The sequence below is a fragment of the Burkholderia sp. BCC0397 genome (assembly GCF_902832865.1).
GTDB lineage: Bacteria > Pseudomonadota > Gammaproteobacteria > Burkholderiales > Burkholderiaceae > Burkholderia.
On the sequence record NZ_CADFDL010000018.1, the window covers coordinates 132,301 to 156,073 of the forward strand.

Below are 23,773 nucleotides of genomic sequence, written 5' to 3' on the forward strand. Positions count from 1 at the left end.
CGGCGTGGCCGGCCGGCGGCGTTTCGCCATTCTACGGGCTGCGGCCCAGGTTACGCCGTTTTACCGGTCTGCCAGTCGGCCTGCGGCGGCTGCATTCCGTGCTGGCCGCGGTACGGCGCGACGGACGGCGACGACCAGCCTTCGAGCAAACTCGGGTCGAGCCGGTACACCTCGACGCCGAGCGGCCGGCACACGTCGATCGGATCGCGTGCGCCGGGTCCCCACATCGGCACCGACAGATCGCCGCCCGGGCACGTGGACATCGCGCACAGCACGTCGATTTCGGCGAAGAATTCGAGGTAGTCGCCCGGCTTCGCGGGGCACGCCTTCATGAAGTACTTGTCGTGGTCGTTCAGGCCGGTGCACTGGAACACGTTGAGCACGTCGTGCACGTCGAATTCGGTGAGTCCGTACGGCGCCACCGCGCGCACGAGATTCGAGTGGCAGTGGAAATGGAAGTCCTCGCCGGTCAGCAGCTTGTTCACGTACGGGTCGCAGCGCGTGCCGAGCAGGTCGTGCACGCGGCCGCCGTCGCCGTCGACGCCATAGTCGGCCAGCGTGTCGTCGGTGATCGTGACCATCGGGCGCAGGTACGGCAGCGTCGACCACAGCCGGTCGAACGTCGTCACGTGTGCGGCTTGCAACTGGCGCGTGCGCGACGCCCACATGCGTTCGCGCGGATTGTGCAGGTTCCACATGTTGAAGTCGGCGACCTGCGGGCCTTCGAGCGTGACGATCCGGAACACGTGGCCGGCCGGCACCGTCCACGCGAAGCCGCTGCGGATCGGCACGACGTGCGACGCGATGCGTTCGCGCGCGTCCTGGCGCTGCGCGATCGCGGAATAGAAGGCCCTGTCGACGTTCAGGACGGAACCCTTGGTGACCTGGTAGGCGGCGGGATAGTTCGACATGACGCGGTACTCTCGGCAAAGGTTGGCAGATGCGGCGATCCGGCTGAAACCTTTTGTGGCGGCCGGTCAGGCGTCAATTCACATGCTGGATTGTTCAACAATAAATTGGCGCTCCGGGGAGTATAGGGGGAAGGCGGGGAGGTGTGTCAATCGGAGGGAAGTACGGAGGGGGAGCGGTGAGGCGGCGCACGCGCCGCGTTCGGCGAAACGCCCGGCGCCGCAAATAAAAAACCGCCGGCATATGCCGGCGGTCTCACTTTGGAGCCCGGTCGCTCGTGCGCCGGAAGCGCGCGTCAGGCCTTGATTTCAGGCCCGCGCGCGGCCGGCCGTGCCGGCGCCGCCTGGGCAGGCGCCGTCGAACGCGTCGAAGGTTGCGCCGGCACGATCACGACGACCGGTTCCGGCATCGCCCACGGCGCCATCGCGAACCCGACCGGCTGCGGCATCGGCATCGCGAACGCGTTGGCGAGCGCGATGTGCTGCAGCGCCATCATCTGCTGCTGCATCGCGACCATTTGTGCCTGCGCCACCTGCATCCGGTACTGCGCCACCTGCATCCGGTACTGCGCCGCCTGCATTTGCCGCAACGCCGCCGCGCTCGGCATGCCGCCCGACGACGACGTCTGCATCGCGAAGCTCGCGCAGCCTTGCGGGCTGTGCCAGCTCCACGTGCTGACCTTCATCGGGCCGACCGCCGTCTGGACGACGCGCGTTTCGGCTTTCACGGGCACGGCCTGCCCGTCGACATTGACGAACATCGGTTGGGCGGCGGCCACCGCGCCGGCCTGCCCGGCCAGGGCGAACACGGGCGCCAGCGCCAGCGCGCCCGCCGCCATATACGAACGGAATCGCATCTTCGTATCTCCATTAAACGAGACTTGATCGAATCAACAATGACGTGCGGCTCACGGAGTGAGCCACCCGAGACAGTGCGGCCGTCGGCTTAAATCAACATTAAAACCGCCGCCGGCCGGCCCGATCAGCGCATGTCGAGCCCTGCCGCAATCGGCATTCAACCTCGCCCGTGCCAGGGGAATCCTGTCGCCCGGTGCAACAGCAGGCACAATACAGAATTCGCCACGACCGCACGCGTGTTCGGCATTCGAACATTGACGGTGCGGCACTGCTGCACCGATCTCCTTCCCAGTCGTCATGAACGCCACGCTCACTCCCGCGCGCGAGTCGAATTCGCCGCGCTTCCTGCTGTTCCTGATCTGCCTGTTCGCATCCGCCGGCCAGCTCGCGATCGACATCTACGTGCCCGCACTGCCCGACATGGCCCGTTCGTTCGCGACCACGCCGCAGGCGATCCAGTCGAGCGTGTCCGGCTACATGGCGGCCTATGCGCTCGGCCAATTGATCTTCGGGCCGATCGCCGACGCCTACGGACGCAAGCGCGTGCTCGCGTTCGGGCTCGTGATCTACACGATCGGCTGCCTGCTGTCGCTCGGCGCGCCGAACCTCGAGACGTTCGTGCTGGCGCGCTGCCTGCAGGGCTTCGGGATCGCGACCACCAACCTGCTGGCGAAGGCGATCATCACCGATTCGTTCTCCGGCCAGGCGTTGATGCACGCATTCACGTACATGTCGATCGCATGGGGGCTGGCGCCGATCATCGCGCCGGTGATCGGCGCGCACCTGCAGGAATGGTTCGGCTGGCGCGCGTGCCTCGTGTTCCTGCTGGTCTACTCGCTGGCGATGTGGGCGCTGCTGTGGCATTACCGCGAAACCTTGCCGAAGCCGGTGCATCTCGAGCCGCGCACGCTGATGGCGAACGCGGGCAAGGTGCTGGCCAGCCCGGTGTTCCAGAGCTGCTTCCTCGCCCAGGGGCTGTGCTACAGCATCCTGCTGGTGTTCAACATCGTCGGGCCGTTCATGGTGCAGACCACGCTGCACAAGCCGCCGACCTTCTTCGGGTATCTCGCGCTCGGCATCGGCCTCATGTATTTCCTCGGCGGCCTGTCGAACCGGATTCACGGCCGCGGGCTGCCGAGCGCCGAGCAACGGCTGCGTATCGGCGCGCGCGTGATGGCGGGCGCGTCCGTCGCGATGCTGGTGCTGGCGCTGACCGTCGGCCTGCGCGTATGGACGCTCGCGACGCCGGTGCTCGTAATGGGCTTCTGCGCGGGCGCGATGTATCCGACGCTGATGGCCAAGGGCAATTCGCTGTTTCCGCATATCGCCGGCTTGACGAGCGCGATTCTCGGCTGCGCGCTGCTGCTCGTGTCGTCCGCGATGATGGGCCTGGCCGGTTTCGTGTCGATTCAGGTGCTGACGCCGCTGGCGGTGTTCTTCGTCGCGTTGTCGTTCATCGTCGTGTGGATGGTGACGAAGCTGCTGCGGTATCTGTCGCAGCAGCAGGCGGCGCCGGTGGTGTGTGGGAGCGGGGAGGCGGTGTAACAGGCCGGCTGGCAACGCAGCCAAGCCATGCATGGCTCGATTTGCGAATGTCTGCCAGGCCCGCCGTATCGTGACGGCGCGAATTTACGGGTGGGCCGTATGTACGTCACGAAGGGCGACAGCTTTCGCCGGCGAGTTCGTAACCTGAATCGCATTCCCACGAGCGTCCGGTGAAATCGACGTGCGCGTTGGGTGGCACGCGCAGTTTCGTGCAGATCCGGCCGGTCTGAATGAAGCCCACGTCGCATTCCCATCCGAAACCGGTGGGTATCGCGTGTGCGTGTTGCGGCATTGCGGCCGGCACGCATGACGATCCGGCGCGGCTGAAGCCGTTGGGGCACGACGATTCGCGCTCGATGCGGCCCGCAGCGCCCGGGCACCCGAGGCGATCGACACCCGGCGGACAGGATTCCGGACGAGCCGCGCCCATTGGCGCCGGTGCCGGCGTGGTGTGCGCGGGCGCATCGTCCGTTTGTTTGAGCGATGTGTCGCGAGACAGCGGGCGGGCGTGTTTCGTGAGCGCCGGCGGCGATTCCGATGGCGAGGCCCGCTCGCTGTCGCGTTGCTGACGCGGTATCGATGTCGGGCGATTCTCGATCGCGGCCGCCGCGTGCTGCTGGCTGGCGGGCCGAGCGGGGGGCGCGGCCCGGCGCTCGGACGGGCGATGGATCAGCGCGAGGACTCCGCCGGCTGCGACGGCAATGAGTGCCGCGCCGACTGCGACCCGGCGCCCGTATCGTACGCGCGACGACGGACGCCCGACCCGTCGTGTAATGCTGCGGCGTTCGTCGATCCCATGGTCAGGCAGCCCGTCGGACACGATACGGGCGGCAGCCGCCGGCACGGAACGTGGCTCGTCGGGTAAGTCGAGACCGCATGCGATGGCTTGCGCGTCGGCGTCCGGTGTGCCCGCCGCGCGCAGCGCGACGACGACGTCTTCGCCCGCGGCCCGTGCCTTATATGCGAGTTGGAGCCACTGGAAATAGGTGTCGGCGTCGATCGTATCGATCGAACCGGCACGATGCGCTGCGCGTTCAATCACGTCGTCCATTCGTCATGCCTCGCCGCGCAGGAGCATCGCGGTGCCGTGCCCGGCGACGCCCGGCCATGTCGTCCGATGTTCGAGCGTGGCGGCGCATTCGCTGAAGAACGGATAGTCGCGCCACGCGTCGCGATTGCCGATCACGTAGAGTCTGCGTTTCGCGCGGCTGACGGCGACGTTGAGCAGATTCGGCTTTTCCGACGCCCATGCTTTCGCGCGGGGGCGGTCGGGATGGCCGCCCAGTACGAGCAGGACGACGTCCGATTCCTTGCCCTGCACCGTATGGATCGTGCCGATCTTGACATTCCCGTATCGATTGCCGAGCGTGTCGCGCAAAGCTTGCGTCACTTCCCGGAATGGGGAGATGACGTAGATCGTTCCGGAGGCGTCGTCGTGTGTGTGAATGTCATCGAGAATCGTGGCGACAGCACGTCCCTCGTCGGGGACCCAGTGTCCGTTCGCATCGCGTCCCTCGACGTGAATCCAGGTCGTGCCGGGAAGCGCGAGTTGGGCCCGCTTGACGGTGCCGAATACCATCATCCCGTTGTATGCGATTTTGTTGGCGACATTGAACATCTCGACGTCGCAGCGGCGATGAACCCGAAGCGGAGCGCTGACCCAGAGCGGGTTGCCTTCGTGGTCGGGAAGATAGGTGCCGACCGTCGAGATCCGGTCGGCGAGCCGCTGAATCGACTGACGGCCGGGCGTCCACGTCGTTTCGACGCCGAAGCGGGTGCGCAGCGCCTGTTGCGAGGTGAACGGCAGCGGCAGGATCGGCTCGAGTTGAAGCGGATCGCCGACCACGACGGCCCGCCGGGCCCGCCAGAGCGCGCCTACGGCGGCTTGCGGCAGCCCTTGTCCGGCCTCGTCGATCAACAGCCAGCCGATTTCCTCTCGCTGAAGATTGGAGAACAGGCGACCGAACGAAGCGAACGTGCTCGATATGACCGGTACCACGGCGAAAAGCGTTTGCCACGCGGATTTCACGGCCTCGCGGGATACGCCGCCCGGTACGGAGCCTTGCAGGATGTCGACCATGCCGAACAGATTGGAACGGACGATATGGGCGTTTTCGGCTGCGAACGCCTGATGCAGGTTCAGCGCTTCAAGGAACACCTTTGCCCGGGCGTCGTTCCATGCCCGGTCCGTCCATGGCGACGATAGTTCGCGCTCGTCGTCCGTGCGCTCGGCACAATCGCGATCGACGAAATGATCGCCCAGGACCATGCGCGCTTGGGCGAGTCCGGCATCGAGTCGCGTAATGTCACCCGACAGCACCGCGATTTCGTCGTGGGTCGCGCGTTCGAGTCGTTCCGCGCCTCGGCGCGCGACATCGGCTTGATCCACAATGCCGGCGGCGGTGTCCATCGCATTGCTGGCTTGCTGTTCGGCGTCGATACACGCGAGAAATCTGATTCGCCAGTCCCGGTGCGCGCGACCGAAGCTGAACACGTTCTCGAAGAAACCCGGGCGCGCATGCAAGTGATCGTTTTTTTGAACGTGTGCCTGCCTTGCTCGTTCGATAGCCGTCGAGTGACGTGCCCGAGCAATTTCGTGGGCGTTTGTCGCGTTCTCCGTCGCCCGATTGCGTTCCCGCGCAAGTGCGTTCAGTGCATCCCGGCGCGAACGCGCGGCACGAAGCATGTCGGCCTGCCGGGCCCAGTCTTCGCGCTGCGTCCGCAGTTTCGACTCATCGGCACAGGCTCGCCGGAAGCGCTCGACAGACTCGCGCCACATCGAAGGCCGGCGCCTGGCGTGGTCGCCGAGCCAAGTGATGAGGCCCGGTAGTCCTTTTTCGCTCTCCGGCTCGTCGTTCGTTCGGCGATCGTCCTTTTGTTCATCCCACCAGACGTCGCGAAGGAATGCCGTCCGGTTCGTCTTGTTGCCGAGACGGGCCGCGAGCAAGCCCCAGACCGGCTTGTCGCCGCCGAGTGCGCGCGCGGCGAGATCCGGGAAATAGTCGACGCTCGATTTCCACATGTCGTCGATTGCATCGGCTCCCGGCAGTTCGAGCGTGATGTTTTCGACGGCGCCATTATTGGCGGAGGCCACCACGATCTCGAAGCCCGAGAATTCCGGCTTCCACAAATAGATGGTCCGCTGACGATTGCCGGATCCCCAGCCGCGGACACCGTCGAACGCGTCTTCCGGGTTGCGCAGCGACGCAAGCATTTCAGCCCGTTTGACGACGATGTGCGCGACGAGATCGCGAAGCAGGGTGGTCTTGCCTGTGCCGGGCGGTCCATTGACGCTGAATATCCCGGCGTCGTTGTCCAGTTCGTGAATCATGCGGTTGATCGCGAACTGCTGACTGAAGACCAGCGGGTGGTGTCCGCTTGCCGGCCAGCGTCCGGAGGGGTAGCGCTTGGGAGTCAGCGTCTCGTACATCGAATCGACCGATTGCCGGGTGTCGGTGCGCGCCGCGTTGTCGATCTCGCGATCCGGCCTCAGATAGGACGATAAAGCGGCGCCCGCGTCGTTCCGCTCGAACGCGTCCGCGACCCGCGTCAGGTCGTCGACAAAGAAACTGTTCAGGAAGTCGACACGGTCGACCCGATACTCCTTTTCGGCCTCGACCTGCTTCGACTGAACGCGGACGCGTTCGTCCGGCGCTTCTTCCACAAGGCCGATTTCCTCGAACAGCAATGCGGTGATCGAGTCGATGTCGCCCAACGTCAATTTGCGCCCGACGTCGAGTTCCTTCGCGAGTAGCGCCTTGCCTTCGTCGTCGTCGTCGGGAACCGCGAATAGCTGGCGCAATTTGATCAGGAAGTCGGCGGCGAATGATTCGAATCCGTCGAGCCAGTCCGGCGAATCGGGTCCGGGTGTGGCCGTACGTCCCCATGCCCAGACGCATGCGGACAGCACGAACGTATCGAAGAGCGGGCGCCCGTCATGATCGACGCGAATCAGGAAGCATGCCGACAGGCTGTCGAGCCGCGAGTCGAACGATTGTGGATCCTTCCCGAAGATCGACTCGAGCAATTCGCGTACGCGCCGAACGAGGTAGACACCGCCGTAGACATCGTGACGCCATACACTGTCCTTTCCCGCAGCCGGAAGACGCGTGAACCCGGGTTGCCAGGGCGCGAGAAGATCGTCGTGAGTAAACCGGTCGGTCTGTTTCGTTCGCTTTCCGGGTTTCAGATCAATATCCGGAACGGATTGCGGGTTGAAGATTTCAGCGGCGCGCCAGTAACGAAGAATCTGTGCTTTCGTATTCATTTGATGCAGACCGATGTTGCGCTATGTGGCGCGAATGAAATGCTCGCGTCGTCGGATGGTAGGCACTTTACCTAATTGTTCGATGAATTGAAATGCGCGGCTTGATGTCGGTTGTTGAAAAAATAAGAGATAAACCGCTTTTTATTCCGAATTTCGAAGGAATGAGGCCGATATATTCGATATCGATAATTCCAGAGGACAGGGGTTCAATGGTCGGGTTTCGAATGAAGTGGATCGGATGCGTGGCCCATGAAAAGAACGGCGGCGGGACTCCCGAATGGATTGCAACCAATCGGCAAGGGCATGCGCTGGCGCATTGCTGGAGCGATGGATCGGAAATATCCGCAGGATCGCTCGCGATCAATCCGCGCAGCGACGATTGCATCGCCTACAGCGGATGCGCGGCCCCGGCCTGCTGCAACAGCGACACGGCAACCGGGTCCGGCAGTCCGTTCGAATCGATCGCCCCAGCCTTGGCCAGCGCGACGAGATCGCTGTCGACGCCCGGTTGCCCGACCACGAACGACGTGGTCAGGAACGCGGGCGCGGCGAGCGTGACCGCATAGCGCTGCTGCAGGTTTGTCACCACGGCCGATTGCGCGGCCTGCGCGGTGTCCGGGCTGTTCATCGCCCGCTGGTAGCGCAGGGTGCCCTGGAAATTGCCGATCAGCCCGGCCGTGTTCGTTCCGAGTTGCGCCGCGAGATAGACGAGCATCAGCTCGGTCTCGGGCGTCGTATTGAAGGTGCCGCCTGCGTAGGCGAGCGAATGCAGGCTCGCGCCGCCCGACGCCACGGTGATGACGCATGGCGGCGCGGCGTTCAGCGTCACGTGGTAGTTGCCGCCGCCGTCCGTCAGCGTCGTCGCCGAGCCTGCCGCGCAATTGACTGTGACTTGCGCGCTCGCGAGCGCGTCGCCCGTCGCGGCCGTGCCCGCCAGCGAGACGGTTTGCGTGTTGTCGTTGAAACAGGCATCGACACCGAAGCAGGCATCGCCGTTGCAGGCCTGGAGCGTGGCGAGCGTTGCAACGCACAACGCACCCAGCGCGGGACGGGTGAAGCGCGTAAGGCGAATGTTCATGGTCGCGGGCAATCCGAGAGAATGAGGCAATCGGTGCGCGTCGGGAATGCGGCGCTGCTGTCATTCTATGTCCCGAACCGGCCGGCTGCTTGCCTGTTCGGTCTGCCGTTTGCGGCGGTACCGCCGGGCGAATGCGCTATTGGCGCGGCGGGCGGGCCGGCGCCATGACATAAGTGAGCAGCAGGCTCAGCAGGATGCTGAGCCCGAGCACGTGCCAATGGCTGGCGAGCAGCCGCTGGAAGTGTTCGCCCATGTCCGGCGTGATCCACCAGCAGGTTATGGGGTGCATTCGAGCCTGGTGGCATTCCAGGATGCTGCCGTTTTGATACGCGTCCCACAGGCTGTCGGCCGCATACAGGCCCAAGACGAGCGGGATGATCTGTACGCCATGCCGGAGCAGTTTTCCCTCGGTTTCGGGTGTCATCGTTATCGGTCCGGAATCGGCCTGCATCGGTTCGTCGTCGGTGCCCGAATGCACAGCGTGCTCGATATTGTCGAACCAATTCATCACGTCCACAATGGTTCGCGGCTTGGCACTGCATATACGCTTTCACGGCCTGGAACGAACGGTGTACGAAGGCACCGCGTGTGGCAGGTTGCTGATCGAAACCGCGGAAGACAACCGCTTTGAGACGTATGCGCCCGCATCGGGACGATACGACGGCATATTGAAATGACGGGGTCCGGAAGTCGGCCGGAAACCTTTCAGTTCCCTTCGCAATTGGTTATGCTGCGGGACGATTAAAACGACGAGAGCACGCGCCATGCACGAGAGAGCCGGCATGCCGTTTCCGACATGAACTTCAAACGACAGATGGGCCGGCCGTGCTCGGCGGGTCGCGATGGCGATCCGGCATCGCGAGCACGCGTGCTCCGCAACGACATTTCCCGAGCCACGCGGCTGCGCAGCGCAACCGGCCGATCCAGCATGTGGAGCGCGCTGGCGGCGGCCATGCTGACGGGCGCGGCGTTGCTGTCAGGCAGCGCCGCCCTTGCAGCGCCGGCAGATGCGGACAGCATCGCCATCGCCGCATCGTCGGCCGGCGAGCCGTCGATCGCGGGACCATCGGCCTGCACGCGCGTGGCTGCAGCGGCCGCCTATCCCGTCGCCGGCCACTCCGAAGCCGCCCCGACGCTGAAAGGTCGCGTGACGGATCTGACCGGCGCGCTGAGCGCCGCCTGCGCGGCCGAACTGACCGATCGACTCGCCGCGCTCGAGCAACGGCTTGGCGTGCAACTGGCCGTACTGCTAGTCGGCTCGACCGGGCAGTCGACGATCGAGCAGTTCGCGACCAACATATTCGAACACTGGAGGCTCGGCCAGAGCCAGATCGATAACGGCCTGCTGCTCGTCGCCGCGCTCAACGACCGTACCGTGCGTATCGAGGTCGGCTACGGGCTCGAAGGGGCGATTCCGGACATCGTCGCGGGCCGGATCATCCGCGAGCAAATCGTGCCGGCGTTTCGCGAGAATCGCATCGAAGCCGGCGTGAGCGACGCGGTCGATGCGCTCGCGCGCGAGATGACGCCGCCGGAAATGGCGGCATCGACCGATGCGCAACCCGGTGACGAGGCGGCCGACGTCGCGCCCCGCGCCGAACGGCGACTGTCGAACGGCTTGCTCGACAAGCCGCCGGTCGACTACGGCAGTTTCACATTCTGGCTGCTGCTCGGGCTGGCCAATGTCGCACTGGGCGTGCTGACCGAGAAGCGCAAGCTGCGCTGGCCGATCATGCTTCCGGCCAGCTATCTCGTCGCGACGATCGCACCGATCGTGATGCTGCCGGTCGGCGCGATCTTCGACGGCAAGCTCGACGCGATCCTGGCGGCCCTCGCGTTCGTTCCGACCGGCATCGGCGTCGCGGCTTGGCTGCTCGGCATCGGTCTCGTCCGATCCGCAAGCATCCGCAAGTACACGGCGATCATCGGCGGGACGTTGCTCGCGCTGATCGGGATCGGGCATCTGATGGGATATTCGCCGGGTGAAGTGCTGGTCGCGGTGTTCTTCGTGCTGGTGGCGATCCTATGGATCGTCGACAAACTGACGGGCGGCAGTTCGTCGTCTTCGTCGTCCTCGACGTCGTCGGGCTTCAAGTGGCCATCGTCCAGTTCACGCTCGTCCAGTTCCGACTCGTCCGATTCGTTCCGCGGCGGCGGCGGTTCGAGCGGCGGCGGCGGCGCGTCCGGCCGCTGGTAGCCGCCACGCCCGGCGCACCCGTGCAAGCCACGTTTTTTCACTACCGCTCCGTCCGGAGCGTTCACTCGGAAGTCACCCATAATGAAATGGTTTCGAATCCTGCTCGTGTGCTGCGTGCTGGCTCCGCTCGCGGGGTGCGGCTATAACGCGATCCAGTCGTCCGACGAGGACATCAATGCCGCGTGGTCCGAAGTGCTGAACCAGTACCAGCGCCGCGCCGATCTCGTGCCGAACCTCGCCGCGTCGGTGAAGGGCTATGCGTCGCACGAGGAACGCGTGCTGACCGAGGTGGCGTCGGCCCGCGCACGCGTGGGCAGCGTGCAGATGACGCCGGAGATGGCGAAGGATCCGGCCGCGCTCGCGGCGTTCGACCAGCGCCAGGGCGAGCTGTCGGGCGCGCTGAGCCGCCTGATGGTAGTGTCCGAACGCTACCCGGAGCTGAAGGCGAACGAAGCGTTCCGCGATCTGCAGACGCAGCTCGAAGGCACCGAGAACCGCATCGCGGTCGCGCGCGGCCGCTACATCAAGACGGTGCAGCACTACAACGTGCAGATTCGCCAGTTCCCGGGTGTCCTGATCGCGAAGCTCTTTGGCTATCAGCCGCGCCCGAATTTCAGCGTCGCGAACGAAGCGGCGATCTCGACCGCGCCGGCACTCGACTTCTCCGCCCAGCCGCCGAAAGCGAACACGGCCGGCCAATAAGGCCGGCTCGCCCGCTCACGGCTTGCGTGCGGCCGGCTTCGCAAACGCGCCGCGCACCTCGAAGCTGATCGTATCCGCAACGCTGCCGTGCGCATCGACGAGTTCGAGCCGGTGCCGGCCCGGCCACGGCAGCCACGCGACGCGGTCGGCATGCCCGATCACCTTGTCGTCGAGCCGCCACGCGAATTTCGCCGCGCGCCCGGCCGAGCGCTCGAACCAGATCCGCTGGTTCTTCGGCGGAATGTCCGGGTCGATCGCGAAGATGGTGCCGTCGGTCGGCGCGCCGATCGTCAGCGGCGCACGCGCGCCGTCCTTGCCCGGCGTGACGGGCGCCGCGAGCCGGATCGTGTCGACCGCCGTGCCCGCGATGAACCACTCGCTGCGGGCCGGCTCGATGTCGCGCTCGAACGTGATGCGGCGTGTTTCGACGCCGGCCGGCGCCCGCGGCGCGCGGCTCGGCAGGTCGCGGTGCAGGTAGCCGACGACGGCCGACCACACGGGCGACGCGCCCGTCACGCCCGACACGTCCCACATCGGCGAGCCGTCCGCATTGCCGACCCACACCCCGACCGTATAGCGCGACGTGAAACCGATGGTCCAGTTGTCGCGCATGTCCTTGCTCGTGCCGGTCTTGACTGCCGAAAAGAAGCGCGTCGCGAGCGGGTTGTCGAAGCCGAACGTGCGCACGCGCGCGTTGTTGTCGGACAGGATGTCGGTCACGACGAAGCTGGCCGCCTCGCTGAACACGCGCGTGCCGGCGTCTGCCCGCGCGGGCGCCGATGCACCGGAGGCCGGCGTCGGTGCCGTGGCCGGCAGGTCGACGACCGTGCGCGCGACGCCGCCGTTTGCGAGCGCGCGATATGCGTTGGTCAGCGACAGCAGCGTGACGTCCGCACTGCCGAGCGCGAGGCTGAAGCCGTAGTAATCGCCTTCCTGCGCGAGCGGCAGGCCGAGCGCGGTCAGCGTGCGCGCGAAGCGGTGCGGGGTGACGAGCACGAGCGTGCGCACGGCCGGCACGTTCAGCGAGCCGCCGAGCGCGCTGCGCACGCTTACCCAGCCCTTGAAATCCTTGTCGTAGTTCTGCGGAATGTACAGGCCGCCGCCGGCGGCGAGGTTGATCGGCGCGTCGTCGAGCAGCGACGCGGCCGTCAGCCGCTTTTCGTCGAGCGCCTGCGCATAGAGGAACGGCTTGAGCGTCGAGCCGGCCTGGCGCGGCGCGAGCACGGCGTCGACGTCGCGCGCGCTCGACAGCGCCCCGGACGAGCCGACCCACGCGCGGATCTCGCCGGTCGCGTTGTCGATCACGACCACCGCGCCGTCCTGCACGTTGCGCCGGTGCGCGGGCGCATTGAGTTCGGTCAGCGCGCGCATCAGCGTATCGCGCGCGAAGCGCTGCAGCGGCGCATCGAGCGTCGTGCGCACCTGCGCGCCGGCCGCCGGCTTGACCTCGGTCGCGATGCGCCGCGCGAAGTGCGGGGCGAGGGCGGCGCCGTCCGCCGTGACGTCGTTACGCACGGCGCTGGCCGGGCGCGCTGTGACGAGCTGCACGTAGCCGTCGAGCGACGCGCACGCCTGCCCGGCCTGCATGTCGCGCAGGATCCGGCACGCGCGCTCGGCGATCTTCGCCGGCGCCGCGTTGGGCGCACGCACGAGTGCGGCCGCGATCGCGGCCTCGCGCGCGTCGAGGCCCGACGGCGCCTTGCCGAACAGCACCTGCGACAGCGCGCCGAGCCCGATCGTCTCGCCACGGAACGGCACCAGGTTCAGGTAGGCCTCGAGGATCTGGTCCTTGCGCCAGCTGCGTTCGAGCCACAGCGCGTTCACGGCCTGCGTGGCCTTCTGCGGCAGCGAGCGCTGGCCCGAGCGGCGCGGCGAGTCGCTGAGCAAGCCCGCGAGCTGCATCGTGACGGTCGACGCGCCGCGCGTGCGCTCGTTCCACAGGTTGCCCCACGCGGCGCCGGCGATGCCGCGCCAGTCGACGCCGCTGTGTTCGTAGAAGCGCTTGTCCTCGGACACGACGATCGCCTCGCGGAACGCGGGCGATACGTCGGCGAGCGATACCCAGTCGCCGCGCCGTTCGGTGAGGTCGATGCGGGTGCGCTGCAGCGGCGTGCCGTCGCGCGCGAGCAGCACCCAGTCGGAACTGCGCCAGTTGCGGCGCACGTCGTCGTAGCCGGGCAGCGCATGCGCGACGAGCGGTGCGGCCAGCACGACCGCGACGAATACGCGGCCGGCGAAACGCGCCGGCCGCGGCAAAGCCAGATCGATCATCGCGGTCTCGTCACTTGCCCGCGTCGGCCGGCTTCACGGTCATCTGCGGGTTCGGCCACAGGCCGTACACGGACGGCGCATACAGTGCCTCGACGCGCGTCGGCGGCAGTCCGAACGTGCCGACGTTGTTCAGCCGCACCGTGTACTCGACCGAGAATTTGCCCTTCGGCAAATAGTCGTAGTACGCACGATAGCCGTCGAAGTCGCGCTCGATGAACGTCGGCCACGCGCCGTCCGGCGTTTTCTCGCCCTGCGTCGCGGCTTCGGAATCGCGGCCGAGGCCCGACCCGAGGATCGTCGCGCCGGACGGGATCGGATCGTTGACGGCGACCCACGTCATGTCGCTCTGCGCATCGATGTCGAGATGCACGCGCACGACGTCGCCGCGCGTCAGCGCGCCCTTGACGGCCGGCGACACGGGCGTGACGGTCTTCGTGATCCGGTAGCCGGCCGCGAACGGCGCGCGCAGCGGCACGGCCGCGAGGCTCTCGACCGTCGCCCACGGGCGGCCGGTGCCGTCCTGCGTGACCGACAGCGTGGCCGGCCCCTGCGACGCACGCGGCCACGGCATCAGCACGCTGCGCGCGGCGGCCGCGCGGGTCGCGGGCGTGGCCGACGCGGGCGTATCGGCGGGCGCGGCCGACGCCGCCTGCGACCACGAGATCGCGCGCTCGTCGCCGCCCAGCGCAACCTTCGTCGCGCCGGCGACCGGCGTGCTCTCGTAGGTCCGCGAGAAGCGCTCGACCGCGAGCAGGCCGAGCGCGTTCGACGTCGTCGTCTGCCATGCGCCCTGGCGTTGCAGTGCGAGCAGGCCGGCCGTCACGCGCGGCATCTCGTCCTTCCACGCCGGGTCGCCCGCGAACTCCAGCGCGAGACGCGCGGCGTTGGTCTCGTTGCTGGTCATCAGCCACCACAGGTCGTCGTCGCGCGCGGTCGAGAACACGAGCTGCGTGCCCTGGTACGTCAGGCGGGCCCGCAGAATCTGGTCGACCTGCGCACGTTTCTCGTCGCGTTGGGGGATGTCCTTTACGCGCGTCAGGATCGCGTGATAGTCGATCACCGCCGACGTCGGCCACTGGTTCGGCGCGATCTCGATCGAACCGAGCATGCGGCCCTGCGCGGCGCCGTAGCGCGACAGCGCCTCGATCGCGGCGAGCTTGCGCAGGTCGCGATCCTGGCGCGGTGCCCACGCGTTGCGCTCGAGGCGGCCGTCGACGAAGCGCGCGAGCCCGGCTTCGAGCTGCGTGCGCAGGTCTTCCGGCAGCGCGAAGCGCGGATCGAGACGGCTGGCTTCGTCGGACACCACGAGCAGGTACGACGACAGCGTCGGGCTGCCGTGGTGCGAATCGTCGGACGACGGCGGGAAGTAGCTCGCCAGGCCGTCGCTGTCGAGGTAGACGGGCATGCGCGCGATCAGCGCCTGCCATTGCGCGGGGTCGCGCAGCCCGATCGCACGCGAGGTCTGCTGTTCAAGGCAGCGGTACGGATAGCGCTCAAACCAGCGGCGCACGCCGGGCAGGCCGTCGGCGAGCTTCGACTGCAGCGACACGGCGATGCCGCCGCGCGGTGCGCCCTGTGCGTTGCTCACCGCGCCGGCCGGGGCCGACACGGGCACCGTCAGCGTGCCGTCGACCTGCGCGAGCGTCGCCTGCTGCACCGTTACCGGCAGTGCGGGCACGACCTTTTGCGCGACCGCCAGCGCGTCGGACGCGCGCTTGCCGCCTTGCTCGGCCGCCTCGATGCGCCAGTTCAGCGCGCCGGCCGCATCGAGCGCCTGCTCGGGTACGGTGATCGTCCACGCGACTTCGGTCGCCGCATTCGCCGCCAGCGACACGGTTTGCGGCGCGACGTCGAGGCCCGTCACGCGCGGCGTCACGACGACCTGCATCGCGCGGTCGGTCGTGTTGCGCAGCGTGACCTGCGCGCGGAACGCGTCGCCTTCGCGCACGAGCGGCGGCAGGCCGGAGATCAGTTGCAGATCCTGCGTGCTGCGGATCGACGTGCTGCCCGTGCCGAAACGGTCGGGGCCGACCGCCGCGATCGCGACGATCCGGAAGCGCGTGAGCGCGTCGTTCAGCGGCACCTCGACGGTTGCGCTGCCGTTCGCGTCGAGCGTCACGCGCGGGTTCCACAGCAGCAGGGTGTCGAACAGCTCGCGGGTCGGCGCGCTGCCGCCGCCGCCGCCGGCCGGCACGGCCTTGCGGCCGAAGTGGCGGCGGCCGATGATTTCCATCTGCGCGGTGGCCGTCTCGACGCCGTACGCACGCCGGCGCAGCATCGCGTCGAGCAGGTCCCAGCTGTTGTTCGGCATCAGTTCGAGCAGCGCTTCATCGACGGCCGCGATCGCAATCTGCGTGCCGGCCGGTGCCGGCTGGCCGTTCGGCAGCGTGACCTTCACGTGCGCCTGCGCCTTGCTGCGTACCGTGTAGCGCGTCGCGTCGGTCGTCACGGTCACGCCGAGGCGATGCACGCCCGTGCCGACCTTGATCTCGCCGAGGCCATAGCGGAACGCGGGCTTCGACAGGTCGACGAACGCGGTCGGCGCCTCATAGTGGCGGCCTTCGCGCCAGAACGCGCGTGCCCATTCGACCGGCGCCTTCCAGCCCCACGTGAAGAATGAATACCACGGCACTTCGCGAATCCGGCCGCGCAGTGCGAGCACCGATACGTAGACGTTCGGCCCCCACGATTCGCCGACCTTCAGGTCGACGGTCGGGTTCTTGCCGTTCAGCTCGACGATGTGCGTTTCCATCACGCCGCCGCGCTCGACCGCGACGAGCGCGGTCGCGTAGCGGAACGGCATGCGCACCTGGAAGCGGGCCGTTTCGCCCGGTTCGTACGACGTTTTCTCGGGGATCACGTCGATCCGGTCGGTGTTGTCGCCGCCGAACCAGAGTTCGTCCTCGCGCGTGACCCATACCGACGTCGATGCATTCGACGTACGGCCGTCGCCGTCCTTCGCGACCGCGATCAGCTGCACGTTGCCGGCCTGCTCGAGCGTCGCGTCGCAGGCCATGCGGCCCTTGTCGTCGGTCTTGCCCGAGCACAGCACGCCGAGGTCGCGCGTGTCGCTCTTGTTGTCGTACGCATAGAAGCCGCCGACCATCCGCTTGCGCGACGACGTCGTGATGCGCGCGACGCCCTTGATCTCGATCGGCACCGACGCGCGCGGCTTGCCCTGCAGGTCGACCGCGAGCGCCTGCACCGGCACGCGCTGGCCGACCGACACCCAGCGGCCGGCCTTGATGCCGGCCACCACCGCGGCCGGCCACAGGATCGTGTCGCCGCGGATCGTCTGCACTTCGCCGTTCGGGTCCGCGAACGTCGCCTCCAGCGCGATGCGCTTCGGTGCGTCGACGTCCGGCAGGCCCTTGAGCGTGACCGAGCCCGCGCCGTTGCGGTCGAGCGTCAGCGGCAGCTTGTCGGCGATCAGCTTCGTCGCGTCGGGATCGTTGCTCGATGCCGACGACGACGCGTTGTCGCCGTCCTGCGAATCGTCGTCGGCGTTGCCGTCGCTCGTATCGGGGCGGTACGGCGTGAAGCTGAAATCCTCGAAACGATCCGCGAACGGCGGCGATGCCCATTTCATCAGCGCCGACACCTGCACGGGCAGGTTCGATGCGCCGCCGCCCGACACGTAGTCGATCTGCACCGCGAGCGGCGCTTCCTTCACGGCGACGAGCGGGCTCTTCTGCGCGTCGCGTGCGCCGATCGAGCCTTTCAGCACCGGCAGGCGGAACGCCTCGACGCGGAAGCTGCCGCTATAGTAAGTAGCAGTCGGCGCATCGTCCGGGCCGCCTTCGAGCTCGACGCTGTACTCGCCGAGCTTCGCCGCGGCCGGCAGCGTGAACTGCGAGTCTGCGCTGTGGTCGGCCGCCCACGTGAGCGGCAGCTTGTAGGTCTGGCCCGTGCCGAGATGGCGGATCGTCACGCGCGTCGGGTATTGCGACGGGAACGCGAGGCTCTGCAGCGTCTCGGTGCGGATGAAATGCTTCATCGACACGGTTTCGCCGGCGCGCAGCAGCGTGCGGTCGAACACTGTATGCGCGCGCACGGTCGGCGCGCTGCCGGTGTCGGTCGGCACGTTGAAGCGCCACGATTCGATCCCGCGGTTCCAGCCCGAGCTGACGAACGCCATGTCGGGGCCCGTCTTCGGATCGTCGACGCGGGCCGACACGAAGTAGTCGTCAAAGCGCTGCTCCGACGAACTGCATGCGCGCTTCGACTCGAACGGCCCGTCGATCTTCAGCAGGCCCTGCGCGTCGGTCTTGCCGGCCGCGATTTCGTCGCCGTTGCAGTCCGACACGCGGATCTGCGCATTCGGCACCGGCTTGCCCTTGTCGAGCGTCGTGACCCACACGAGGTTGTTCTCGCGGCCCTGTTTCAGGTGCACGCCGAGGTTCGTGACGAGCACGGTGGTGCGCACGTACATGCTCGACGGCTTCGCGAGCAGCGAGCGGCCGAGCGCGGGCGACGCGAGTTCGAGCACATAGAAGCCGGGCTTGTCGATCGGCACGCCGACCACCTCGAACGGGCGCAGCGTCTTCGGGTCGGCCTTCGGTAGCGTCAGCACCTGCGCGCCGGGCTCGCCCGTCAGCAGCGACAGCGAGCGCACGTCGATGCGGCGGTTCTTCGGCGCGGGCTGCTTTTCGCCGGCCTCGAGCGGCACGTAGACGGGGTGTTGGCCCTTGCGTTCCAGCAGGCCGGGGATCTGGTTGTCGATCGAGCCGGCCGTCATCGACCAGTTGTCGAAGCGATCGACGGTGCGCATCCACTGGCGGATCGCAGTGTCGTTCTCGACCTTCAGGTTCGCGAATTGCGCGCCGCCGGCATTGAGGCCGGCGATATGCAGGTCGGCCTCGACGTTGCGCAGCGTGACGGGCACCAGCGCGGGCGTACCGGGTTCGGCGAAGCGCTCGACGATCCCGAAGGTGCCCGACGAGAATTTCGCGAGCGGCGGCATCGGCGCGGTGCGCGTCGCGAGCGGGAACAGGTCGGCGTTGGACAGCGGCCGGTCGGTCACGTCGCGCAGGCCCGACGGCAGCTCGACGGTCAGGCCGGCCTGCGCCGGCAGCGGCGGGTTGAACGTGACGGTCGTCACTTCCTCGCTGTGATCGTCGGCCGCGAAGGTGGGCGACAGCGAACCGTCGGGGCCGCGCAGCTTGATCGCGTCGGCCTGCTTGCGCGAGATCGGTGCGTTGAACGACAGCGTGAGCGGGCGCAGCGGCGTGCAGGGCGCCTTCGCGTTCTCGCGTTCGCACGAGAAGCTCGCGGCGAACGGTGCGCGCACGGTGAAATCGAAGCGCCGTTCGGTTTCGTTCGCGATGCCGCTCGGGCTCGCGACGCCCTTGCCGTACACGAGCTGCATCTTCGCGCTCGCCGGCAGCGCCTGCGAGCACGACAGCGTCAGCACGCGCGCCGCCTCTTTCTTCAACCCGAAATGATCGAGCAGGGCGGTGCGCGTATCGTCGTCGGCCGCGGTGACGGGAATGCGGTTGCCGATGCCGGCCGCTTCGCACCAGATGTTCGCGAGCGCCGAGCGCGGCTCGGCCGGACCATTCAGCTTCATCACGAAGACCTGCCGCTCCTCGATCTCGCGGGAGCCGGGGCGCACCGACACCGGGAACGGGCCGCCCGTCTGGAACGTGAAGCGACGCGGGCCGCTGGCCGCATTGCCGGCGACCGAACGCAGCGTGTCGTTGAGCGCGACCGAGCAGCGGACGCCGGGCGGCAGGTCGCTTTCGAAATCGTAAACCCAGGTCTTGTCGTCGAGCCAGTGGCCCTGGCCGCGGGCGGCCGTCGAATCGTTGCAGGTCACGCGCGCCGGATTCGGCGCGGAGGCCGAGCCGAAGGCGACCATCGGTTCGTCGAACTTGACGACGCTCTGCCGGACTTCGGTGACGGTGCCTTGCGGCGACACGCTCACCGTGCGCGCCGCGCCCGCATGCAGCGACAGCGCCGCGGCGCCGCCGAGCGCCGCGACGGCGCCGATACGCCAGAGCAGCCGGGTGGTGTGGTTGGTTTGATGCGTTTCTTTGTTGTGCTTGTCGCGCTGCTTCATCGCTCGATTGCCCTCGGAGGGAAGCTTTCTGTTTGATTGCACCGGATTCTAACCGACCGTCGTGCGCGCGCAGCACGGCGTGCAGGTGCAGTGTGTGGTCGGCACGCGACACGGGGGTGCGTGCCGCAGATTTGTCGCGTCGACGACACAAAAATGCAGCGAAATGTCGATTGTCACGGATTGCGGAACATTAAATGGACTATAAAAAGATTGTTTGATCCGGCTTGTGCGCGTACATTGCAGGTCCGCGCCAATGTTTGAGAAATATCAAGCGTGGTTTTCCCGAATCAGGTGTTCGAGAGAAGGAAACATGCATAACGACAACACCCCCCACTCGCGTCGTGACAACGACGCAGCCGTAACCGGCATCACGCGGCGTCAATGGCTGCAGGGCGCACTGGCGCTGACGGTAGCGGGCCTCACCGGCTCGCTGGCGTTGCGGGCCCTGGCCGACGATCCCGGCACCGCGCCGCTCGATACGTTCATGACGCTTTCCGAAGCATTGACCGGCAAGAAAGGGCTGAGCCGCATTACCGGCCAGCGCTATCTGCAGGCATTGCAGAAGGGCTCGTTCAAGACGGCCGACAGCCTGCCGCAACTCGCCGGTGCGCTCGCATCCGGCTCGCTGAATCCCGACCAGGAATCGCTCGCACTGACGATTCTCGGTGCGTGGTATCTCGGCATCGTCGACAACGTCGTGATTACCTACGAAGAAGCATTAATGTTCAGCGTGGTGTCCGATACGCTCGTGATCCCTTCGTATTGCCCCAACAAACCCGGCTTCTGGGCCGAAAAACCGACCGAGAGGCAAGCCTGATGGCCGATACCGATACGCAAAAAGCCGACATCGTCGTCGTCGGATCGGGTGTCGCCGGCGCGATCGTTGCACACCAGCTCGCGATGGCGGGCAAGTCCGTGATCCTGCTGGAAGCCGGCCCGCGCATGCCGCGCTGGGAAATCGTCGAGCGCTTTCGCAACCAGGCCGACAAGACCGATTTCATGGCGCCGTACCCGTCGAGCCCGTGGGCCCCGCATCCGGAATACGGCCCGCCGAACGACTACCTGGTCCTGAAGGGCGAGCACAAGTTCAACTCGCAGTACATCCGTGCGGTGGGCGGCACGACGTGGCACTGGGCCGCGTCGGCGTGGCGCTTCATTCCGAACGACTTCAAGATGAAGACCGTGTACGGCGTCGGCCGCGACTGGCCGATCCAGTACGACGACCTCGAGCATTACTATCAGCGCGCCGAGGAGGAACTCGGCGTGTGGGGCCCGGGCCCCGAGGAAGACCTGTACTCGCCGCGCAAGCAGGCGTACCCGATGCCGCCGCTGCCGTTGTCGTTCAACGAGCAGACCATCAAGAGCGCGCTCAACGGCTATGACCCGAAGTTCCACGTGGTGACCGAGCCCGTCGCGCGCAACAGCCGCCCGTACGACGGCCGGCCGACCTGTTGCGGCAACAACAATTGCATGCCGATCTGCCCGATCGGTGCGATGTACAACGGCATCGTCCACGTCGAGAAGGCCGAGCAGGCCGGCGCGAAGCTGATCGACAGCGCGGTCGTCTACAAGCTCGAGACCGGGCCGGACAAGCGCATCGTCGCCGCGATCTACAAGGACAAGACGGGCGCCGACCATCGCGTCGAGGGCAAGTACTTCGTGATCGCCGCGAACGGCATCGAGACGCCGAAGATCCTGCTGATGTCCGCGAACCGCGATTTCCCGAACGGTGTCGCGAACAGCTCGGACATGGTCGGCCGCAACCTGATGGACCACCCGGGCACCGGCGTGTCGTTCTACGCGAACGAGAAGCTGTGGCCGGGCCGCGGCCCGCAGGAGATGACGTCGCTGATCGGTTTCCGCGACGGCCCGTTCCGCGCGACCGAAGCCGCGAAGAAGATCCACCTGTCGAACATGTCGCGCGTCAACCAGGAGACGCAGAAGATCTTCAAGGCCGGCAAGCTGATGAAGCACGAGGAGCTCGACGCGCAGATCCGCGACCGTTCCGCGCGCTTCGTGCAGTTCGACTGCTTCCACGAAATCCTGCCGCAACCCGAGAACCGCATCGTGCCGAGCAAGACGGCCACCGACGCGATCGGCATCCCGCGCCCCGAGATCACGTATGCGATCGACGATTACGTGAAGCGCGGCGCCGTGCACACGCGCGAGGTCTACGCGACGGCCGCGAAGGTGCTCGGCGGCACCGACGTCGTCTTCAACGACGAGTTCGCGCCGAACAACCACATCACCGGCGCGACGATCATGGGCGCGGATGCACGCGACTCGGTCGTCGACAAGGACTGCCGCACGTTCGACCATCCGAACCTGTTCATCTCGAGCAGCTCGACGATGCCGACCGTCGGTACGGTGAACGTGACGCTGACGATCGCGGCGCTCGCGCTGCGGATGTCGGACACGCTGAAGAAGGAAGTCTGACCGTGCGGAAATCTACTCTCACCTTCCTCCTTGCCGGCTACCTCGCGCTGCCCGGCCTCGCGCGCGCGGCCGATTCGGCCGATCCGGCGCAGGTCAAGCGCGGCGAATACCTCGCGGTCGCGGGCGACTGCATGGCATGCCACACCGCGAAGGGCGGCAAGCCGTTCGCGGGCGGCCTCGGCATGCCGGTGCCGATGCTCGGCAAGATCTATACGAGCAACATCACGCCCGATCCCGATACGGGCATCGGCAACTGGACGTTCGACGACTTCGAGCGTGCGGTGCGTCACGGCGTGTCGAAGAACGGCGACAACCTGTACCCGGCGATGCCGTACGTGTCGTACGCGAAGATCAACGACGACGACGTGCAGGCGCTGTACGCGTACTTCATGCACGGCGTCGAACCGGTCAAGCAGGCGCCGCCGAAGAACGAGATCCCCGCGCTGCTGAGCATGCGCTGGCCGCTGAAGATCTGGAACTGGCTGTTCCTGAAGGACGGCGTATACCAGCCGAAGCCGGCGCAGAGCGCCGAGTGGAACCGCGGCGCGTATCTCGTGCAGGGCCTCGCGCACTGCAGCACGTGCCACACGCCGCGCGGCATCGCGATGCAGGAGAAGTCGCTCGACGAAGCGGGCGGCAGCTTCCTGTCGGGCTCGGTGCTCGCGGGCTGGGACGGCTACAACATCACGTCCGACCCGAACGCGGGGATCGGCGGCTGGACGCAGCAGCAGCTCGTCCAGTACCTGCGCACCGGCAGCGTGCCGGGCCTCGCGCAGGCGGCCGGCCCGATGGCCGAGGCGATCGAGCACAGCTTCTCGAAGATGACCGAAGCCGACATCGGCGCGATCTCGACGTACATCCGTACGGTGCCGGCCGTGGCCAATGGCGACGCGAAGCAGTCGCGCTCGTCGTGGGGCAAGCCGGCCGAGGATGGCCAGAAGCTGCGCGGCGTCGCGCTCGCGTCGTCGGGCATCGATCCGGCACGGCTGTATCTCGGCAACTGCGCGACCTGCCACCAGATGCAAGGCAAGGGCACGCCGGACGGTTACTACCCGCCGCTGTTCCACAACTCGACGGTCGGCGCACCGAATCCGACCAACCTCGTACAGGTGATCCTGAACGGCGTGCAGCGCAAGGCCGGCAGCGAGGACGTCGGGATGCCGGCGTTCCGCCACGAGCTGTCGGATGCGCAGATCGCCGCGCTGACGAACTACCTGACCGGGCAGTTCGGCAATCCGGCCGCGAAGGTGACCGAGCAGGACGTCGCGAAGCTGCGCTGACGCGGCACGCGACGAAGCAGGGCGACAACGTAAAAGAGGAGGAGCACAGCACATCGGGCGGGCCCCGATGCCGGTTGTTGCAGAGCGGGGCGGGCGGCGCGAATGGCCGTCCGCCCCGGTTCACAGGCAATCCGGTGCGTGCGGTTGCGCGCATCGTTTTCGTTGATCAC

At 67.0% G+C, this 23,773-nt stretch carries 15 protein-coding genes; 6 read left to right on the top strand and 9 right to left on the bottom strand.

The features are described from left to right. Window positions 1–50 precede the first annotated feature (50 nt). Together HWX03_RS33760 and HWX03_RS33765 are read right to left on the bottom strand one after the other, a co-directional pair. Window positions 51–911, bottom strand: coding sequence for a DUF1989 domain-containing protein (locus HWX03_RS33760; RefSeq protein ID WP_175874258.1), 861 nt, complete (start codon window positions 909–911; stop codon window positions 51–53). Window positions 912–1,204: 293 nt separating this feature from the next. Then, on the bottom strand, window positions 1,205–1,765 hold the full coding sequence (locus HWX03_RS33765; protein ID WP_175874259.1) for a hypothetical protein: 561 nt from the start codon (window positions 1,763–1,765) through the stop codon (window positions 1,205–1,207). Window positions 1,766–2,063: 298 nt separating this feature from the next. Here HWX03_RS33765 and HWX03_RS33770 point away from each other — a divergent pair, with 298 nt between their 5' ends. Further along, window positions 2,064–3,311, top strand: a complete 1,248-nt coding sequence (locus tag HWX03_RS33770) for a multidrug effflux MFS transporter (RefSeq protein WP_175874260.1) — start codon at window positions 2,064–2,066, stop codon at window positions 3,309–3,311. A 106-nt stretch (window positions 3,312–3,417) separates the two neighbouring features. Here HWX03_RS33770 and HWX03_RS33775 read toward each other — a convergent pair whose 3' ends face one another. The 5 genes from HWX03_RS33775 to HWX03_RS33795 all read right to left on the bottom strand — a co-directional run bounded on the left by HWX03_RS33775 (window position 3,418) and on the right by HWX03_RS33795 (window position 9,164). After that, entirely contained in the window at window positions 3,418–4,362 is a 945-nt protein-coding gene (locus HWX03_RS33775) for a hypothetical protein (protein WP_175874261.1), read from the bottom strand. Window positions 4,363–4,365: 3 nt separating this feature from the next. Continuing rightward, a complete protein-coding gene (locus tag HWX03_RS33780) occupies window positions 4,366–7,578 on the bottom strand; it encodes a DEAD/DEAH box helicase (RefSeq protein ID WP_175874262.1) in 3,213 nt (1,070 codons plus the stop codon). A 67-nt stretch (window positions 7,579–7,645) separates the two neighbouring features. Beyond that, window positions 7,646–7,963 (bottom strand): hypothetical protein, encoded by a 318-nt coding sequence (locus tag HWX03_RS33785; RefSeq protein ID WP_175874263.1) that lies wholly within the window; start codon window positions 7,961–7,963, stop codon window positions 7,646–7,648. Between the two features lie 3 nt (window positions 7,964–7,966). Next, window positions 7,967–8,656, bottom strand: coding sequence for a hypothetical protein (locus HWX03_RS33790; RefSeq protein ID WP_175874264.1), 690 nt, complete (start codon window positions 8,654–8,656; stop codon window positions 7,967–7,969). A gap of 136 nt (window positions 8,657–8,792) precedes the next feature. Continuing rightward, a complete protein-coding gene (locus tag HWX03_RS33795; RefSeq protein WP_244132843.1) occupies window positions 8,793–9,164 on the bottom strand; it encodes a hypothetical protein in 372 nt (123 codons plus the stop codon). A 420-nt stretch (window positions 9,165–9,584) separates the two neighbouring features. Here HWX03_RS33795 and HWX03_RS37125 point away from each other — a divergent pair, with 420 nt between their 5' ends. Further along, window positions 9,585–10,853 carry a TPM domain-containing protein gene (locus HWX03_RS37125; protein ID WP_175874265.1) on the top strand — a complete coding sequence of 423 codons (1,269 nt, stop codon included), beginning with the start codon at window positions 9,585–9,587 and terminating at the stop codon, window positions 10,851–10,853. A gap of 81 nt (window positions 10,854–10,934) precedes the next feature. Next, window positions 10,935–11,555, top strand: coding sequence for a LemA family protein (locus tag HWX03_RS33805; RefSeq protein ID WP_175874266.1), 621 nt, complete (start codon window positions 10,935–10,937; stop codon window positions 11,553–11,555). A 15-nt stretch (window positions 11,556–11,570) separates the two neighbouring features. On the opposite strand, the gene pbpC is transcribed toward HWX03_RS33805, so the two are convergent. Further along, a complete protein-coding gene (pbpC, locus tag HWX03_RS33810; RefSeq protein WP_175874267.1) occupies window positions 11,571–13,826 on the bottom strand; it encodes a penicillin-binding protein 1C in 2,256 nt (751 codons plus the stop codon). 10 nt (window positions 13,827–13,836) lie between these two features. Then, on the bottom strand, window positions 13,837–19,887 hold the full coding sequence (locus HWX03_RS33815; protein ID WP_175874268.1) for an MG2 domain-containing protein: 6,051 nt from the start codon (window positions 19,885–19,887) through the stop codon (window positions 13,837–13,839). Between the two features lie 310 nt (window positions 19,888–20,197). Between HWX03_RS33815 and HWX03_RS33820 the strand changes: the two genes are divergently transcribed. Genes HWX03_RS33820 through HWX03_RS33830 form a run of 3 tightly spaced genes read left to right on the top strand, consistent with a single transcriptional unit; the run spans window position 20,198 to window position 23,603 of the window. Continuing rightward, a complete protein-coding gene (locus tag HWX03_RS33820) occupies window positions 20,198–20,704 on the top strand; it encodes a sugar dehydrogenase complex small subunit (RefSeq protein ID WP_175821568.1) in 507 nt (168 codons plus the stop codon). Continuing rightward, window positions 20,704–22,323 (top strand): GMC family oxidoreductase, encoded by a 1,620-nt coding sequence (locus tag HWX03_RS33825; RefSeq protein ID WP_174432826.1) that lies wholly within the window; start codon window positions 20,704–20,706, stop codon window positions 22,321–22,323. Before HWX03_RS33820 ends, HWX03_RS33825 begins: the two co-directional genes overlap by 1 nt. Before the next feature lie 2 nt (window positions 22,324–22,325). Continuing rightward, window positions 22,326–23,603 (top strand): cytochrome c, encoded by a 1,278-nt coding sequence (locus HWX03_RS33830; RefSeq protein WP_175874269.1) that lies wholly within the window; start codon window positions 22,326–22,328, stop codon window positions 23,601–23,603. Window positions 23,604–23,773 lie beyond the last annotated feature (170 nt).

Bases quoted from the DNA above. Each gene is read 5' to 3' on its own strand.
- HWX03_RS33760 (WP_175874258.1), bottom strand. From the start codon at position 911: ATGTCGAACTATCCCGCCGCCTACCAGGTCACCAAGGGTTCCGTCCTG.
- HWX03_RS33765 (WP_175874259.1), bottom strand. From the start codon at position 1,765: ATGCGATTCCGTTCGTATATGGCGGCGGGCGCGCTGGCGCTGGCGCCC.
- HWX03_RS33770 (WP_175874260.1), top strand. From the start codon at position 2,064: ATGAACGCCACGCTCACTCCCGCGCGCGAGTCGAATTCGCCGCGCTTC.
- HWX03_RS33775 (WP_175874261.1), bottom strand. From the start codon at position 4,362: ATGGACGACGTGATTGAACGCGCAGCGCATCGTGCCGGTTCGATCGAT.
- HWX03_RS33780 (WP_175874262.1), bottom strand. From the start codon at position 7,578: ATGAATACGAAAGCACAGATTCTTCGTTACTGGCGCGCCGCTGAAATC.
- HWX03_RS33785 (WP_175874263.1), bottom strand. From the start codon at position 7,963: ATGCAATCGTCGCTGCGCGGATTGATCGCGAGCGATCCTGCGGATATT.
- HWX03_RS33790 (WP_175874264.1), bottom strand. From the start codon at position 8,656: ATGAACATTCGCCTTACGCGCTTCACCCGTCCCGCGCTGGGTGCGTTG.
- HWX03_RS33795 (WP_244132843.1), bottom strand. From the start codon at position 9,164: ATGAATTGGTTCGACAATATCGAGCACGCTGTGCATTCGGGCACCGAC.
- HWX03_RS37125 (WP_175874265.1), top strand. From the start codon at position 9,585: ATGTGGAGCGCGCTGGCGGCGGCCATGCTGACGGGCGCGGCGTTGCTG.
- HWX03_RS33805 (WP_175874266.1), top strand. From the start codon at position 10,935: ATGAAATGGTTTCGAATCCTGCTCGTGTGCTGCGTGCTGGCTCCGCTC.
- pbpC (WP_175874267.1), bottom strand. From the start codon at position 13,826: ATGATCGATCTGGCTTTGCCGCGGCCGGCGCGTTTCGCCGGCCGCGTA.
- HWX03_RS33815 (WP_175874268.1), bottom strand. From the start codon at position 19,887: ATGAAGCAGCGCGACAAGCACAACAAAGAAACGCATCAAACCAACCAC.
- HWX03_RS33820 (WP_175821568.1), top strand. From the start codon at position 20,198: ATGCATAACGACAACACCCCCCACTCGCGTCGTGACAACGACGCAGCC.
- HWX03_RS33825 (WP_174432826.1), top strand. From the start codon at position 20,704: ATGGCCGATACCGATACGCAAAAAGCCGACATCGTCGTCGTCGGATCG.